The following is a 15,283-nucleotide window of genomic DNA, read 5'->3' as shown; positions in this document are numbered from 1 at the left end:
CGATCTATGTCAACTGAACTGAACCGTACGGTTCGATTATTTAGTCAGATTTCCGGTGGTAGGGCAATGTCGTCAAGTCATAGTAACAATGTAGCGCGCATCGTTGATGATTCCGCTGACGTCGAAGTGGAAGCACGGAATGCCGGTGCAACCGCCGAGGCTCCTGCCACGGAAAAGCCTAACAGCCCGCCCCCCGCCCAGGCTGCGCATGCTCACCCGGTCCAAGCGGCCCCACCGCCGACCGAGAAGAAGCGGCGCAGCCTGGCACTGCCCATCATCGCCGTTCTGGTGCTCGTTGGCGGCGGTTGGTACGGCTATGACTGGTGGACGAACGGCCGCTTCCTGGTGTCGACCGATGACGCCTATATCGAAGGTGACATCGCGACCATCCAGCCGAAAGTGACGGGCTATGTCGCCAAGGTGAACGTCGTCGCTAACCAGCAGGTCAAGGCGGGCGATGTGCTCGCCACGCTCGACGACGGCGACTACAAGCTGGCGCTTGAACAGGCCCAGGCATCGCTCGATACCGAGCAGCTTTCACTGCACACCATCGATGCGCAGATTGCCGCCGGCCAGGCTGCTCTTGCCCAGTCGCAGGCTCAAAAGGTTGCCTTGGAAGCGACGGTACGCGGCGCGCAGATCACCCAGACACGCGCTGCCGAACTTCAGTCGAAGTCCGTCGGCACCACTGCGTCGCTAGACAGCGCCAATATCGCCCTCGACCAGGCCAAGGCCAATCTCGTCGGCGGCGATGCCGCCATCGCGTCGGCTCAGGCCAATATCAACCTGCTGCAGGCGCAGCGTCGCCAGGCCGAAAGCACGATCAAGGGCCTGGAGGCCGCTCGCGACAAGGCCGCCCGCGATCTCTCCTTTACCGTGTTGAAGGCGCCTTATGACGGCATTGTCGGCAATCGTTCGGTTCAGGAAGGCGATCTCGTTTCGCCTGGCCAGAAGCTGATGGCACTGGTTCCGACCCGCCAGCTCTATATCGACGCCAACTTCAAGGAAACGCAGATCCAGCATCTGGTTGCCGGCTCCAAGGTTAACGTCCATGTCGATGCCTATAGCGATCATCCGATCGTCGGTACGGTAACGTCGATCTCACCGGCCTCTGGTTCGGTCTTCTCGCTGTTGCCGCCGGAAAATGCGACGGGCAATTTCACCAAGGTGGTCCAGCGCGTGCCGGTTCGTATCGCACTGCCGCAGGACGCGCTCGACAGCGGTCGTCTGCGTGCTGGTCTGAGTGTCGTCGTCGATGTCGATACGCGCACTGCGCCGGATCGGGTGGCCAGCAACTAAGTTTGGAGAGCGCCGATGGCCTCGACAGCAGCGACCGTAGGTTCGACAGCCGGTCCCGTCGTCCCAGCGGCGGACCACATGGACCCCCGCAAACTCATCGCTTTCTTTGCGATGGTGCTCGGCATGTTCATGTCGATCCTCGACATTCAGGTCGTTTCCGCCTCCCTCAGCGAAATCCAGGCCGGCCTTAGCGCCGGCTCGGATGAAATTCCGTGGGTCCAGACAGCCTATCTGATCGCTGAAGTCATCATGATCCCGCTTTCGGGAACGCTGGCCCGCATCATCTCGACACGATATCTTTTCGCGGCTTCCGCCGCCGGCTTCACCATTGCCAGCGGTCTCTGTGCGACGGCGACCAACATCGATCAGATGATCGTCTATCGTGCGCTGCAGGGCTTTATCGGCGGCGGTATGATCCCGTCGGTCTTCGCCGCAGCTTTCACCATTTTCCCGCCGTCAAAGCGCAACGTCGTGTCGCCGATCATCGGTTTGATCGCAACGCTTGCGCCAACCATCGGCCCGACCGTCGGCGGCTATCTCAGTCACGCATTTTCCTGGCACTGGCTGTTCCTCGTCAACATTGGGCCCGGCATCATCGTCACCATCGTCACCTGGAACTTCATCGACTTCGACAAACCGGAGCTGTCGCTGATGAAGAAGTTCGACTGGTGGGGATTGTTCTCCATGGCGCTGTTTCTCGGCGCGCTGGAATATGTGCTCGAAGAAGGCAACACCAACGACTGGTTCAACGACGACTATATCGTGATTGCCGCGATTGCTTCCGCGATCGGCGCGCTCGTCTTCTTTTACCGCGCTTTCACCGTCGAATTCCCCGTCGTCGATCTGAAGGCCTTCGGCAACAAGAACTTCGCATTTGGTTCGGTATTCTCCTTTGTCATGGGCATCGGGCTTTATGGTCTGACCTACATTTATCCCGTCTATCTCAGCCGTATCCGCGGATATGATTCGCTGATGATCGGCGAGACGATGTTCGTCTCTGGCCTTGCAATGTTCTTCACTGCGCCTCTCGCCGGTATTCTTTCCGGCAAGATGGATCTTCGGCTCATGATGATCATCGGCTTCTGCAGTTTCGCGACCGGCACGTGGATCATGACGGGCTTGACGACGGACTGGGATTTCTGGGAGCTCTTCATCCCGCAGATTCTTCGCGGCTTCGGGCTGATGTTGTGCATGGTGCCGATCAACAACATCGCGCTCGGAACGATGCCTCCCGCCCGCATGCGCGGTGCTTCCGGCCTGTTTAACCTGACCCGCAACCTCGGCGGTGCCGTCGGGCTCGCCATCATCAATACGGTGCTTAGCACCCGTCAGGACGCCCATTACATGCATCTGCGCGATCATGTTCACTGGGGGAGCCCGGCCGCCATCGATAAGATCAACAATATGACGGCCAATTTCACCGCCAACGGTCTGGACGGTCCGCAGGCAGCGTTGCGGCAGTTGGTCAACATGGCGGAGCAGCAGGCGGTCATCATGTCCTTCGGCGATGTCTTCCTGATGTTGACCGTATTGTTCCTTGCGATGATTTTTGGCGTATTGATGCTGAGCAAGCCGAACGCTCCACCGAGAGGCGCGGGTGGCGGCGGCCACTAGGCTTAACCGTTTCCTTCCTATCTTCCTGTAATTGAAAGGCTTCTCTGATCGAGAGGCCTTTTTCTTTTGTGCTTGTCGACAGGGAATTTCAGGTTTCAAAAGTTTTTGATTTACGTACATCAGAAATCGCAGTAAAGGATTTCGCCAGGAGGAGCCGATGAGACCCACCGTTTACGACATCGCCGCTGCTGCGGGCGTCAGCCTCGCGACCGTGGATCGCGTGCTGAACCGGCGCCCGGGCGTGCGTCTCGTGACGCGCGAGAAGGTGGAAGCGGCAATTCGCGACATCGGCTATGTCCGCGACGTGGCGGCAGCCAATCTTGCCAAGGGCCGCGTCTATCCGCTCGTCTTCATCCTGCCGACCGGCGACAATTCCTTCATGAACGGGCTCTATGCCGAGGTGCGTCAGGCGATGATGCGCTCGACCTTCGATCGCACCGAGATTCGCATCGTCGAGGTGCCCGCCTTCGACGCGCCGGCGCTGGTTGCCGCGCTAGACGCGCTGCAGGGACTGAATCTCGCCGGCGTGGCTTTGGTGGCGACCGATGCGCCGGAGGTCCGCGCCGCCGTCGACCGACTGGTGGCGGCACGAATTCCTGTAGTCACGCTCGTTTCCGATCTCACCGACTCCACCCGGCACCACTATGCTGGCGTCGACAATATTGCTGCGGGCCGGACGGCTGCCCGGCTGCTCGGCCGTTTTCTCGGCGGGCAGAAAGGCGATATCACCGTTCTCGCCGGCTCCATGTTGGTGCGCGACCATCGGGAGCGTCTGGAAGGATTTTCCTCCGTCATGGCGGAGGAATTTCCGCAACTGCGCCTGCTGCCGGTGCTGGAAGGGCGCGACGATCCGGAAATCGCCAACACGCTCGTCTCCGAAGCGCTTTCCGGCAGCAACAGCATCATCGGCGTCTATAGTCTCGGCGCCGGCAATCGCGGTCTGCTCAGGGCGCTGAAGGAGACAGGGCAGGGGCGCGGGCTGACGGTCGTCGTCCACGAATTGACGGAACATACACGCGCAGCGCTGCAGGAGGGCACCATCGATGCCGTTCTCAACCAGGACGCCGGCCATGAGGTGCGCAGCGCCATCCGCGTCATGAAGGCGACGGCGGACGGCCAGGATGTCATCGCCGGCCAGGAGCGCATCCGCCTCGACATTTTCTTGAAGGACAATCTGCCCTGATCATCAAAATCTGCGGCAGAGCATAGGGAGTTACATCTGATGTATTTGGGTCTTGATCTCGGAACGTCCGGCGTCAAAGCGATGCTGATCGACGGCAACCAGAAGATCATCGGATCGGCCAATGGCGGGCTCGACGTGTCGCGGCCGCATCCGGGCTGGTCGGAACAGGAGCCGGCGCACTGGGTTCGTGCCACCGAGGAGGCGGTTGCTGGCCTGAAGGCAGCACATCCGAAGGAGCTGGCTGCCGTGCGCGGCATCGGTCTGTCCGGCCAGATGCACGGCGCGACGCTGCTCGATGCGGATGACAAGGTTCTGCGTCCCTGCATCCTCTGGAACGACACGCGCAGCTATCAGGAAGCCGCCGCCCTCGATGCCGATCCGCGCTTTCGCGCCTTGACCGGCAATATCGTTTTCCCCGGCTTCACCGCGCCGAAGCTCGCCTGGGTCGCCAAGCATGAGCCTGACATTTTCGCCAAAGTGCGCTGGGTGCTGCTTCCGAAGGATTATCTGCGCCTGTGGCTGACGGGCGAGCACATGTCGGAAATGTCCGACTCCGCCGGCACGTCCTGGCTGGATACCGGCAAGCGCAAGTGGTCTTCCGAGCTGCTCGCCGCCACCAATCTCGATGAAAAGCAGATGCCGACGCTGGTGGAAGGCACGGAAGCCGCCGGCAAGCTGCGCGGCGAGCTGGCATCGAAGTGGGGTATCGCCGGCGACGTCGTCGTGGCCGGCGGGGCAGGGGACAATGCCGCCTCGGCCTGCGGCATGGGCACGGTCAGCCATGGCGCCGCCTTTGTCTCGCTCGGTACTTCCGGCGTGCTCTTTGCTGCCAACGGCTCCTACCTGCCGAAGCCGGAAAGCGCCGTTCATGCCTTCTGCCATGCGCTGCCGAACACATGGCATCAGATGGGCGTCATCCTGTCGGCGACCGATGCGTTGAACTGGCATTCGAATGTCACCGGCAAATCCGCCGCCGAACTGACCAGCGAATTGGGGGATGCGCTGAAGGCACCGTCTGGCGTCACCTTCCTTCCCTATCTTTCCGGCGAACGCACCCCGCATAATGATGCGATCATCCGTGGTGCTTTCATCGGTCTCGGCCATGAGAGCAGCCGTGCCGTCCTCACCCAGGCGGTGCTCGAAGGCGTCACCTTTGCCATTCGCGACAATCTCGAAGCGCTGCGCTCGGCGGGAACCGATATCGCCCGCGTTACCGCCATCGGCGGCGGCTCGCGTTCGCGCTACTGGCTGGCTTCGATCGCGACGGCGCTCGGCGTTCCCGTCGATTTGCCGGCCGACGGCGATTTCGGAGCCGCTTTTGGCGCTGCCCGTCTCGGCCTGATCGCGGCAACCGGCGCCGATCCGGTCGCGGTCTGCACGCCGCCGGAAACCGCCGGCACGATCGAACCGGTCATAGCGCTGGGCGGTGCTTACGAGGATGCCTACAAGCGTTACCGCGCGCTTTATCCGGCGATCAAGTCGCTGAGCGCCGGCTAATACTCCTCACCCTGCCCTCTCCCCGAGGGGAGAGGGTGAGATCGAGCTTGCTGCAGCCACCCATACCTTCTCCCCGGCAGGGAGAAGGTGGCCCGAAGGGTCGGATGAGGGCGCGCTACCAGCGACGAAACAATATCGAATACCAAACCCAAGGAGATGAGTTATGGGCACCGGATTTTTTGGTGACATCAAGAAAGTGAAGTACGAAGGGCCTGAGAGCACCAACCCGCTGGCCTTTCGCCACTACAACAAGGATGAAGTGGTTCTTGGCAAGCGCATGGAAGACCATCTGCGTTTTGCCGTTGCCTACTGGCACACCTTCACCTGGCCGGGCGGCGACCCCTTCGGCGGCCAGACCTTTCTGCGCCCCTGGTTCCAGGACACGATGGAAGCGGCCAAGCTGAAGGCTGACGTCGCCTTCGAATTCTTCACCCTGCTCGGCTCGCCCTACTACTGCTTCCATGACGCCGACGTGCGTCCGGAAGGCAAGAATTTCGCCGAGAACACCAGGAACCTCAACGAGATCGTCGATTACTTCGCCGAGAAGCAGGCCGAGACGGGCGTCAAGCTGTTGTGGGGCACGGCGAACCTGTTCTCCAACCGCCGCTTCATGTCAGGTGCCGCCACCAACCCGGATCCGGATGTCTTTGCTTTCTCGGCTGCGACCGTGAAGACCTGCATGGACGCAACGCACAAACTCGGCGGTGAAAACTACGTTCTCTGGGGCGGCCGCGAAGGCTACGAAACCCTTCTCAACACCGACCTGAAGCGTGAGCTGGACCAGATGGGCCGCTTCCTCAACCTTGTGGTCGAGTACAAGCACAAGATCGGCTTCAAGGGCACGATCCTGATCGAGCCGAAGCCGCAGGAGCCGACCAAGCATCAGTATGATTACGACGTCGCGACCGTCTACGGCTTCCTGAAGAAGAATGGCCTTGAAAACGAAGTGAAGGTCAACATCGAGCAGGGCCATGCGATCCTTGCCGGCCATTCCTTCGAGCACGAACTGGCGCTTGCCAACGCGCTCGGCATCTTCGGCTCAATCGACATGAACCGCAACGACTACCAGTCCGGTTGGGACACCGACCAGTTCCCGAACAATGTTCCGGAAATGTCGCTCGCATACTACCACGTGCTGGCAGGCGGCGGCTTCAAGAGCGGCGGCACCAACTTCGACGCCAAGCTGCGCCGTCAGTCGCTCGATCCGGAAGATCTGATCATCGGTCACATCGGCGGCATGGATTGCTGCGCCCGTGGCCTCAAGGCCGCTGCCAAGATGATCGAGGACAAGGCGCTCTCCAAGCCGCTCGCCGACCGTTACGCCGGTTGGGATTCGGCTGAAGGCCAGAAGCTGCTGCGCGGCGAATATTCGCTCGATCAGATCGCTCAGTGGGTCGAGAGCAAGGACATCAATCCGCAGCCGAAGTCCGGCAAGCAGGAACTGCTGGAAAACATCGTCAATCGTTACGTTTGATCGACAAAACCGGGAGGCGGTGGTTCATCGCCTCCCGGATTATCGCCGGAAGGCGCGGCTGGAAATGGATATGGAATTTCCGCAGGGGTCCTGGGCATTGGCGTACACATAACCATCGGCCTGGTGCAAAGGGCCGAATTCAAGCCCGTTGCCGGCGCATTTGGCGCGAAAGGCTTCCACATCCTCGACGTCGAAGACCAGCTTTACCAGCACCTGGCCCATTTTCTGTGCTTTTCCTGCCGGATGGATCATCAGATTGGCGCCGCCGTCTGGTGCCAGCAGCTCGACAATTCGATCGCCGTCCTGCCGCAGCGGTTTGAACCCAAAATGCTTCTCGTAAAAGCTGATCGTCGCGTCCACGTCGCGGGCATAAAGGACGAGTCTGCCGAGCGGCACGGCTATGTCCTTATCGCCGGGCGCGCGACGGTGCCGAGACCGAGTTGCGCACCACCAAATCCGGCCGCAGCAAGATTTCCGTCTCAGCCGGCTGGCCGTCCGACAACAGCTCAATCAGGAGCGACATTGCATGCTTGCCGATGGCGGTTCGCGGCTGCCGGATCGTGGTCAACGAGGGTGACATGAAAACGGCCTGCGGCACATCGTCGAAGCCGGTCACCGAAAAATCCCCGGGAATGTCGTAGCCGCGCGCTTTCAGCCCGATCATCACGCCGATGGCCGTCTGATCGTTGACACACATGAAGGCTGTCGGCAGCGTGTCGCGCATGAAAAGCTGCTCGACGGCCAGCCTGCCGCTCTCGATGGTGCCGTCGCCCTCGAATACGATACGAAGGTCGGGACTGACGTTGGCGGCATCCAGTCCCGCCTCGTAGCCCATGCGGCGCCGGCTATAGGCGAGGCGGGTGCGCGAATCGCCGATGAATGCAATCTTGCGATGACCCTCGGCAATCAGAAGGTCGACCGCCTTGCGCGCTCCAGCGATATCGTCCACGCCGACATAGGGAATGCCGCCGTTGAAGACCGGCTCGAAAACGCCGACGCTCGGCGGCAGCCGCGCTGTCATCGTCTGGTGTCCGAAGGGCAAGATACCGGTGAACAGGATCAAACCAGCCGCCTGGTTGGAATTCAGGAACTTCAGATATTCCAGCCCGCGTTGCGCATCGTTCTGCGTGTGGCCGATCAGGACGCCGTAGCCGTGCGAGCGCGCCTCATTTTCCAACCCGATGAGAATATTGGAGAAATTAGGATCGCCGATATCGGGCGCGACGACGAGGATCATGTTCGATCGACCGAGCCGCAGGCTGCGCGCCATGGCATTGGTGGTATAACCGGTGATCGCGATCGCCTGATTGACCTTCAGCCGCGTCGAGTTCGCGACCTTTTCAGGCATATGAATTGCCCGCGAGACCGTAGCGATCGAAACATTGGCAATGCGGGCGACGTCTTCGATGGTTGCGGGCGTGGAATTAGACACTGCGCTCTGCCTTGGGTCTCGTCTCGGACCGGACACTACACAGACTTCCGCGGAGATCAAAGGCGACCGCGAAAAATTGTGCGATATGCAATGATGTAAACCTTTACACAGAGTATGTAAAGGTTTACACAACATGGAAGTGGTGTGGGGCCACAGGGAGGAAATAATGAGTTCGGAGACCGTCGACGGCGCGGTGGTGCTGTCCGCGAGGCGAATTTCCAAGTCCTTCAGCGGCGTGCAGGTGCTGTTCAGCGTCAATTTCGATCTTCGGGCCGGCGAAATCCATGCGCTCATGGGGGAGAACGGCGCCGGCAAGTCGACGCTCGTGAAAGTCCTTTCCGGGTTCGAGCAGCCAAGCTCCGGCGAAATCCTGCTCGACGGCGAGCCGGTGAAGCTGCCGCCCAACGGCGGCGCCGAAGCGCTCGGCATTGTCATCATCCACCAGGAATTCAATCTAGCCGAACATCTGACCGTTACCGAAAGCCTGTTTCTCGGCCGTGAAGTCACGCGTTTTGGTGTGCTTGATCGCAAATATATGCGCGCCGAAACGCGGCGTGTCCTCGATCTCCTCGGTTCGCATGTCGACGAGAATGCGCTGATCGGCACGCTTTCCATCGCCGACAAGCAGATGGTGGAGATCGCCAAGGCGATCAGCCGGGACGCGAGGATCGTCTTCATGGACGAGCCGACCGCCGTCTTGTCTCGCGAGGAGACCAACTTCCTGTTCAAGCAGGTGCGCAAGCTTAGGGACCAGGGAACAAGCTTCGTGTTCGTGTCGCACAAGCTCGACGAAGTCATGGAGCTGACGGACCGCGTCACGGTCCTGCGCGACGGCCAGTGGGTGAAGACATCGCAAACCTCGCTGCTCGACGGCGAATCGATTGCCCAGTTGATGGTCGGGCGTGAGCTTTCCAGCCTCTATCCGGCCAAGAACGAGCCCGATGTCGACGAGAAGGTGGTGCTCAGCGTCAGCTCGCTCTCGACCGGCTACGTCCACGATGCGAGCTTCGAGTTGCGCAAGGGCGAGATATTGGGCTTTTCAGGCATGATCGGTTCGGGCCGGACGGAGCTGATGGAAGCGATCGTCGGCCTGCGCTCACGCGCGGCCGGTGAGGTCGTCGCCAATGGCCAAACGGTGCCGCCGCATGACGTGCATGCGGCCATCGATGCCGGGCTTGCCTATATGACCAAGGACCGGAAGTCCAAGGGTCTCCTTCTGAATTCCGGCATGGCCGTCAACCTGACCCTCCAGTCCTTGGATCGGCACGGCAAGTTCGGTTATCTCAGCGCCTCCAGCGAGGCCAGTGCGCTGACGCGGGCGCGCCGGCGCTTCGACATCCGGGTTCGCGACGGAAATATCGTTGCCGGCCGCATGTCCGGCGGCAATCAGCAGAAATTGCTTCTGGCCAAGGTCATGGAAACCGACCCGCAGATCATCATCATCGACGAGCCGACACGCGGTATCGATGTCGGCACGAAGCAGCAGATCTATCACTTCATTTCGGCACTGGCCCGCGATGGCCATTCGATCATCGTGGTCTCCTCGGAAATGCCCGAGGTCATCGGGCTGTGCACGCGGATCGCGGTGATGCGCGAGGGCCGGATCGTCGGCATGCTTGAAGGCGACGAGATCTCCGAGCAGGAAATCATGCGTTATGCGGCGGGCCTGAAGAAAAAGGCGGCTGCCTGAACGGGCAGCAGAGGCAGGGCGAATTCCCAGCAGTCATTGGGATGGGAGGTTGGTTTTGGTTATGAGCGTGGGCGAAGACAGCAGCGGCAAGACCGGTCGGCGAGGGCGTTCCTGGCGTGATGTCGATCTTAGGGCCGTGGCACCGTTTGCAGCGCTGGTGCTGCTTCTGATCGTAGGCGCACTGGTCAACCCGAACTTCATCGGCATCACCAATCTCACCAATGTCGCGACGCGATGCGCCTATATTGCGATCATTGCGGTCGGTGCCACCTTCGTCATCTCGGCGGGCGATCTCGATCTGTCCGTTGGCGCGATGGTCGCCTTCGTCGCAAGCCTGATGATCCTCTTGATGAACTCCGGTGTCATCGCCGATCCTGCCCTGATGTTGGCGGCGGCCGTGTTGTTTTCGATCGTCGCCGGTCTCCTGTGCGGCTTGGCCAACGGCTTGATCACGACCATGGGCAAGATCGAGCCGTTCATTGCGACGCTCGGCACGATGGGTGTCTACCGAGGCTTGACGACGTGGCTGTCGCAAGGCGGCGCGATCACCTTGCGCCCGGCGAACCTGCAGGCGCTGTATAAGCCCGCTTATTACGGCTCCGTGCTCGGCGTGCCGGTGCCTATCGTCGTCATCATTGTCGTTACCTGCATCGCGGCCTTCATTCTTTATCGCACCCGTTACGGGCGGCATGTCATCGCCGTCGGCTCCAGCCGCGACGTTGCGCGTTATTCCGGCGTGGCGGTCAATCGCGTGCGCACCATCGCCTTCGTCATCCAGGGCCTGTGTGTGGCGATCGCCGTGCTTCTCTACGTGCCGCGGCTTGGTTCGACATCGGCGACGACGGGTAGCTTGTGGGAGCTGCAGGCAATCACGGCCGTCGTCGTCGGCGGCACGGCGCTGAAGGGCGGCGCGGGCAGGGTATGGGGTACCGTTTGCGGAGCCTTCATCCTCGAGCTGGTCGGCAACATCATGCTGCTTTCCAATTTCATCAGCGAGTATTTGCTCAGCGCTATCCAGGGCGCGATCATCATCATCGCCATGCTCGTCCAGCGCTCGCTTGCTCGCAAACAGCAATAACCGGGTCTAAGGGGCGCCCGGTCATTAGGACAATGCCCTGTTTCTATCTGGGAGGATGAAATATGCGTAAAAGACTATTTGGTCTGGCCGTCGCGCTGGTGGCTCTGGCCAGTGCGGTTCATGCCGAGGACAAAAAGGTCACCATCGGCGTTTCCATTCCGGCGGCGGACCATGGCTGGACCTCCGGCGTCGTCTTCCATGCCGAACGCGTCGCCAAACTCTTGATGGCCGAACATCCGGGGCTGAATGTCATTGTCAAGACCTCGCCCGACGCCGCAAGCCAGGCAAATGCGGTACAGGACCTTGAGACTCAGGGCATCGACGCTCTCGTGATCCTGCCGTCGGATCCAGATCCGCTGGTCAATGCGATCAAGGAAGTCAAGGACAAGGGCAAGTTCGTTGCTCTCGTCGACCGCGCGCCGAGCAACAACGACAATTCCGTCCGCGACCTCTATGTTGCGGGCAACAATCCTGCTCTCGGCCAGACGGCGGGCGAGTATATCAAGGCCAATACACCGAATGCTCAGGTCGTCGTCATCCGTGGTCTGCCGATCCCGATCGACCAGCAGCGTCAGGACGGTTTCGACAAGGGCATCGCCGGCTCCAACGTCAAGGTTCTCGACCGGCAGTACGGCAACTGGAACCGCGACGACGCCTTCAAGGTCATGCAGGATTATCTGACGAAGTTCCCGAAGATCGATGTCGTCTGGTGCCAGGATGATGATATGGCCGTCGGCGTGCTGCAGGCGATCGACCAGGCCAAGCGTACCGACATCCAGTACATTATCGCCGGCGCCGGTTCCAAGGACATGGTCAGGAAGGTCATGGACGGCGACAAGCTGATCCCGGTGGATGTGCTCTATCCGCCGGCAATGGTCGGGACGGCTATGGAACTGACGGCCGCCAACTTCTACGATCAGGTTCCGGTTCGCGGCAACTATATCCTGGACGCGACCTTGGTCACCAAGGACAATGCCAAGGATTTCTACTTCCCCGACTCGCCGTTCTGATCGGCACGGATTCCGACAGAGGCGCCCGCCGGTTCCGGCGGGCGCTTTTTAAATGTTCCGCCGCTTCGTTTCGCGGCCCGAGGAAATTTTGCGGCACGTACCTCTTGCCGTCGGCGACTGGCCATGATTAGGTCGCAAGGCATTCGACTTTCATCCTGACGACCCTATTGTTTTTTGAGGTTACGGCGTCCCGGCCGCCTCGGATATGGGCCGGAAAGGCATCGGAAACGTTTACAGAACGCAATTAGGGAGGAATTACGCATGAAGACGATCAAGGGTCCAGGCCTGTTTCTTGGCCAGTTCGCCGGTGACGCGGCGCCGTTCAACTCGTGGGATTCGATCACGAAATGGGCTGCCGACGCCGGCTATGTCGGCGTGCAGGTGCCGACCTGGGCAGGCCAGCTCATCGACCTGAAGAAGGCGGCCTCCTCTAAGGACTATTGCGACGAATTCGCCGGCGTCGCCCGCGCCAACGGCGTCGAAGTCACCGAGCTCTCCACCCATCTGCAGGGCCAGCTCGTCGCCGTGCATCCGGCCTATGACGAGGCTTTCGACGGCTTTGCAGCGCCGGAAGTGCGCGGTGATCCGAAGGCCCGGCAGGAATGGGCCGTCGAGCAGGTGAAGATGGCACTGTCGGCTTCCAAGCATCTCGGCATCAAGGCGCATGCGACCTTCTCCGGCGCGCTCGCCTGGCCGTTCCTCTATCCCTGGCCGCAGCGTCCGGCCGGGCTGGTCGAAACCGCCTTCGACGAACTCGCCCGCCGCTGGACGCCGATCCTCGACCATGCCGATTCCTGCGGCGTCGATGTCGCCTATGAAATCCATCCCGGTGAAGACCTGCATGACGGCGTCACCTTCGAGATGTTCCTGGAACGCGTCGGCAACCATCCGCGTGCCAACATGCTCTACGACCCATCGCACTATGTCCTGCAGTGCCTCGACTATCTCGACCACCTCGACATCTACAAGGACCGCATCAAGATGTTCCACGTCAAGGATGCGGAGTTCAATCCGACCGGACGTCAGGGCGTCTATGGCGGCTATCAGAGCTGGGTCAACCGCGCCGGCCGCTTCCGTTCACCGGGCGATGGCCAAGTCGATTTCGGCTCGATCTTCTCGAAACTGACCGCCAATGATTTCGACGGCTGGGCCGTGGTCGAGTGGGAATGCTGCCTCAAGCATCCGGAAGACGGCGCACGCGAAGGTGCCGAATTCGTCAAGTCGCACATCATCCGCGTCACCGAAAAGGCGTTCGACGACTTTGCCGGCAGCGGCACGGATCAGGCGGCCAACCGGCGCATGCTGGGGCTTTAGAGCCAGGTCCCTTCTCCCCGTCCTGAGCTTGTCGAAGGGGCGGGGAAGGTGGAGGCCACCTCGTCCTTCGAGGCTTCACTCCTTCGCAAGGCTCAGGAGGCTCCGCACCTCAGGATGAGGGTGGAGCGGGCTTTCGCGAATTTTCATAGGAGCCATCCGTGGCCATCAGCGGATGGAAAAGCGCGGGTTTCGGCGCAAAAGATCAGCCTCACCCTGAGGTGGCCCGCAGGGCCCTCGAAGGGCGAGGCGGGTTGTTTGGAACGGCAGGCACCAATCTTCCCCCGCGAGGGGCGAATTCTAATTCATTCAGGAGGACCATATGGCAATCGAAGGATCATCGGGGCAGACGCGAGAGCCGCGCATTCGGCTTGGCATGGTGGGCGGAGGCGCGGGCGCCTTTATCGGTGCGGTGCACCGTATCGCCGCGCGCATTGACGACCAGTTCGATCTTGTCGCCGGCGCGCTGTCGGCCTCGCCGGACAAGGCTATCGCTTCGGGCCGTGATCTCGGTCTCGATCCATCCCGCACCTATTCCAGCTATCGCGATATGGCGATCCGCGAAGCCAAGCTCAAGAACGGCATCGAGGCGGTTTCAATCGTTACGCCGAACCATGTTCACTATGACGCCGCCAAGGAATTTCTGAAGCGCGGCATCCACGTCATCTGCGACAAGCCGCTTACCTCGAATCTTGCCGATGCCAAGAAGCTGAAGAAGGTGGCTGACGAAAGCGGCGCACTGTTCATCCTGACGCATAATTACACCGGCTACCCGATGGTGCGGCAGGCGCGTGAGATGATCGCCAATGGCAAACTCGGAGATATCCGCATCGTGCATGCAGAATATCCCCAGGATTGGCTGACGGAAAACATCGAGCAGTCGGGCCAGAAGCAGGCGGCCTGGCGCACCGATCCGTCGCAGTCCGGCGCGGGTGGCTCGACCGGCGATATCGGCACGCATGCCTATAATCTCGCCTCTTTTGTTAGCGGCCTGGAACTCGATAGCCTCGCTGCCGATCTCGACAGTTTCGTCGAAGGCCGCCGTCTGGACGACAATGGTCATCTATTGCTGCGCTTCAAAGCCAAGGGTTCGGAGAAGCCGGCTAAGGGCATGCTGTGGTGCAGCCAGGTGGCACCGGGTCATGAAAACGGCCTGAAGGTCCGCGTCTACGGCACCAAGGGCGGCCTCGAATGGACGCAGGCCGATCCCAACTATCTCTGGTATACGCCGTTCGGCGAGCCGAAGCGCCTGATCACCCGCAATGGTGCGGGCTCCGGTGCGGCCGCGGCGCGCGTCTCGCGCATTCCGTCGGGTCATCCGGAAGGCTATCTCGAAGCCTTCGCCACGATCTACACCGAGGCTGCGCGCGCCATCAATGCCCGCAAGAAGGGCGTGGCGGTCGATCCGGCCGTGGTTTACCCGACCGTCGATGATGGTGTGAAGGGTGTGGCTTTCGTCGAGGCCTGCGTTGCTTCCTCGAAGCGTAACGGTGCCTGGGTCAAGCTTTGATCTGCGAGTAAGAGGGCGGCGGGTTGTCCGCCGTCCCATGCTTTTCGACTTATAACTGCAACGTTGCAGATTTGTCATTTCAGGACTGTACAAGGACGTTTTCGTTGGTTTAAACCGCGCGCGGGCCCAATATCGTGAGCACGGTCGATCGCATCAACTGCCGTCCCGCCGTTTGAAAGAAACGA

At 60.8% G+C, this 15,283-nt stretch carries 12 protein-coding genes; 10 read left to right on the top strand and 2 right to left on the bottom strand.

Annotation, left to right across the window (positions count from 1 at the left end):
• The first annotated feature begins 66 nt into the window (after positions 1-66).
• From ACXHXG_RS12600 to xylA, 5 genes are all read left to right on the top strand, one after another.
• A complete protein-coding gene (locus ACXHXG_RS12600) occupies positions 67-1,299 on the top strand; it encodes an HlyD family secretion protein (RefSeq protein ID WP_457899454.1) in 1,233 nt (410 codons plus the stop codon).
• A gap of 15 nt (positions 1,300-1,314) precedes the next feature.
• Entirely contained in the window at positions 1,315-2,913 is a 1,599-nt protein-coding gene (locus ACXHXG_RS12595; protein ID WP_457899453.1) for a DHA2 family efflux MFS transporter permease subunit, read from the top strand.
• A 157-nt stretch (positions 2,914-3,070) separates the two neighbouring features.
• The gene (locus tag ACXHXG_RS12590; RefSeq protein WP_457899452.1) at positions 3,071-4,096 is read left to right on the top strand and encodes a LacI family DNA-binding transcriptional regulator; all 1,026 of its coding nucleotides are present in this window, start codon (positions 3,071-3,073) and stop codon (positions 4,094-4,096) included.
• 39 nt (positions 4,097-4,135) lie between these two features.
• Positions 4,136-5,593, top strand: coding sequence for a xylulokinase (xylB, locus tag ACXHXG_RS12585; protein WP_457899451.1), 1,458 nt, complete (start codon positions 4,136-4,138; stop codon positions 5,591-5,593).
• A gap of 163 nt (positions 5,594-5,756) precedes the next feature.
• Positions 5,757-7,067 carry a xylose isomerase gene (gene xylA / locus ACXHXG_RS12580; protein ID WP_457899450.1) on the top strand — a complete coding sequence of 437 codons (1,311 nt, stop codon included), beginning with the start codon at positions 5,757-5,759 and terminating at the stop codon, positions 7,065-7,067.
• Between the two features lie 39 nt (positions 7,068-7,106).
• On the opposite strand, the gene ACXHXG_RS12575 is transcribed toward xylA, so the two are convergent.
• Positions 7,107-7,463 (bottom strand): VOC family protein, encoded by a 357-nt coding sequence (locus tag ACXHXG_RS12575; protein ID WP_457899449.1) that lies wholly within the window; start codon positions 7,461-7,463, stop codon positions 7,107-7,109.
• Between the two features lie 10 nt (positions 7,464-7,473).
• Positions 7,474-8,499, bottom strand: coding sequence for a LacI family DNA-binding transcriptional regulator (locus tag ACXHXG_RS12570; RefSeq protein WP_104824325.1), 1,026 nt, complete (start codon positions 8,497-8,499; stop codon positions 7,474-7,476).
• 166 nt (positions 8,500-8,665) lie between these two features.
• Here ACXHXG_RS12570 and ACXHXG_RS12565 point away from each other — a divergent pair, with 166 nt between their 5' ends.
• The 5 genes from ACXHXG_RS12565 (at position 8,666) to ACXHXG_RS12545 (ending at position 15,098) form a co-directional block, all read left to right on the top strand.
• The gene (locus ACXHXG_RS12565) at positions 8,666-10,189 is read left to right on the top strand and encodes a sugar ABC transporter ATP-binding protein (protein ID WP_457899448.1); all 1,524 of its coding nucleotides are present in this window, start codon (positions 8,666-8,668) and stop codon (positions 10,187-10,189) included.
• A 61-nt stretch (positions 10,190-10,250) separates the two neighbouring features.
• Positions 10,251-11,267, top strand: coding sequence for an ABC transporter permease (locus tag ACXHXG_RS12560; protein ID WP_457899447.1), 1,017 nt, complete (start codon positions 10,251-10,253; stop codon positions 11,265-11,267).
• 62 nt (positions 11,268-11,329) lie between these two features.
• A complete protein-coding gene (locus ACXHXG_RS12555) occupies positions 11,330-12,277 on the top strand; it encodes a substrate-binding domain-containing protein (RefSeq protein ID WP_457899446.1) in 948 nt (315 codons plus the stop codon).
• Positions 12,278-12,538: 261 nt separating this feature from the next.
• Entirely contained in the window at positions 12,539-13,591 is a 1,053-nt protein-coding gene (locus ACXHXG_RS12550; RefSeq protein ID WP_457899445.1) for a sugar phosphate isomerase/epimerase family protein, read from the top strand.
• 319 nt (positions 13,592-13,910) lie between these two features.
• Positions 13,911-15,098, top strand: a complete 1,188-nt coding sequence (locus ACXHXG_RS12545) for a Gfo/Idh/MocA family protein (protein ID WP_457899444.1) — start codon at positions 13,911-13,913, stop codon at positions 15,096-15,098.
• The last annotated feature ends 185 nt before the right edge of the window (positions 15,099-15,283 follow it).

The sequence above is a fragment of the Rhizobium sp. LEGMi-198b genome, from assembly GCF_054114205.1.
The sequence above is the reverse complement of the archived record's forward strand: the minus strand, read 5'-3'. Positions and strand labels throughout refer to the sequence as shown.

Excerpts from the sequence above, each read along its gene's own strand:
- xylA (WP_457899450.1), top strand. The coding sequence starts at position 5,757 with ATGGGCACCGGATTTTTTGGTGACATCAAGAAAGTGAAGTACGAAGGG.
- xylB (WP_457899451.1), top strand. The coding sequence starts at position 4,136 with ATGTATTTGGGTCTTGATCTCGGAACGTCCGGCGTCAAAGCGATGCTG.
- ACXHXG_RS12550 (WP_457899445.1), top strand. The coding sequence starts at position 12,539 with ATGAAGACGATCAAGGGTCCAGGCCTGTTTCTTGGCCAGTTCGCCGGT.
- ACXHXG_RS12560 (WP_457899447.1), top strand. The coding sequence starts at position 10,251 with ATGAGCGTGGGCGAAGACAGCAGCGGCAAGACCGGTCGGCGAGGGCGT.
- ACXHXG_RS12555 (WP_457899446.1), top strand. The coding sequence starts at position 11,330 with ATGCGTAAAAGACTATTTGGTCTGGCCGTCGCGCTGGTGGCTCTGGCC.
- ACXHXG_RS12600 (WP_457899454.1), top strand. The coding sequence starts at position 67 with ATGTCGTCAAGTCATAGTAACAATGTAGCGCGCATCGTTGATGATTCC.
- ACXHXG_RS12590 (WP_457899452.1), top strand. The coding sequence starts at position 3,071 with ATGAGACCCACCGTTTACGACATCGCCGCTGCTGCGGGCGTCAGCCTC.
- ACXHXG_RS12595 (WP_457899453.1), top strand. The coding sequence starts at position 1,315 with ATGGCCTCGACAGCAGCGACCGTAGGTTCGACAGCCGGTCCCGTCGTC.
- ACXHXG_RS12545 (WP_457899444.1), top strand. The coding sequence starts at position 13,911 with ATGGCAATCGAAGGATCATCGGGGCAGACGCGAGAGCCGCGCATTCGG.
- ACXHXG_RS12565 (WP_457899448.1), top strand. The coding sequence starts at position 8,666 with ATGAGTTCGGAGACCGTCGACGGCGCGGTGGTGCTGTCCGCGAGGCGA.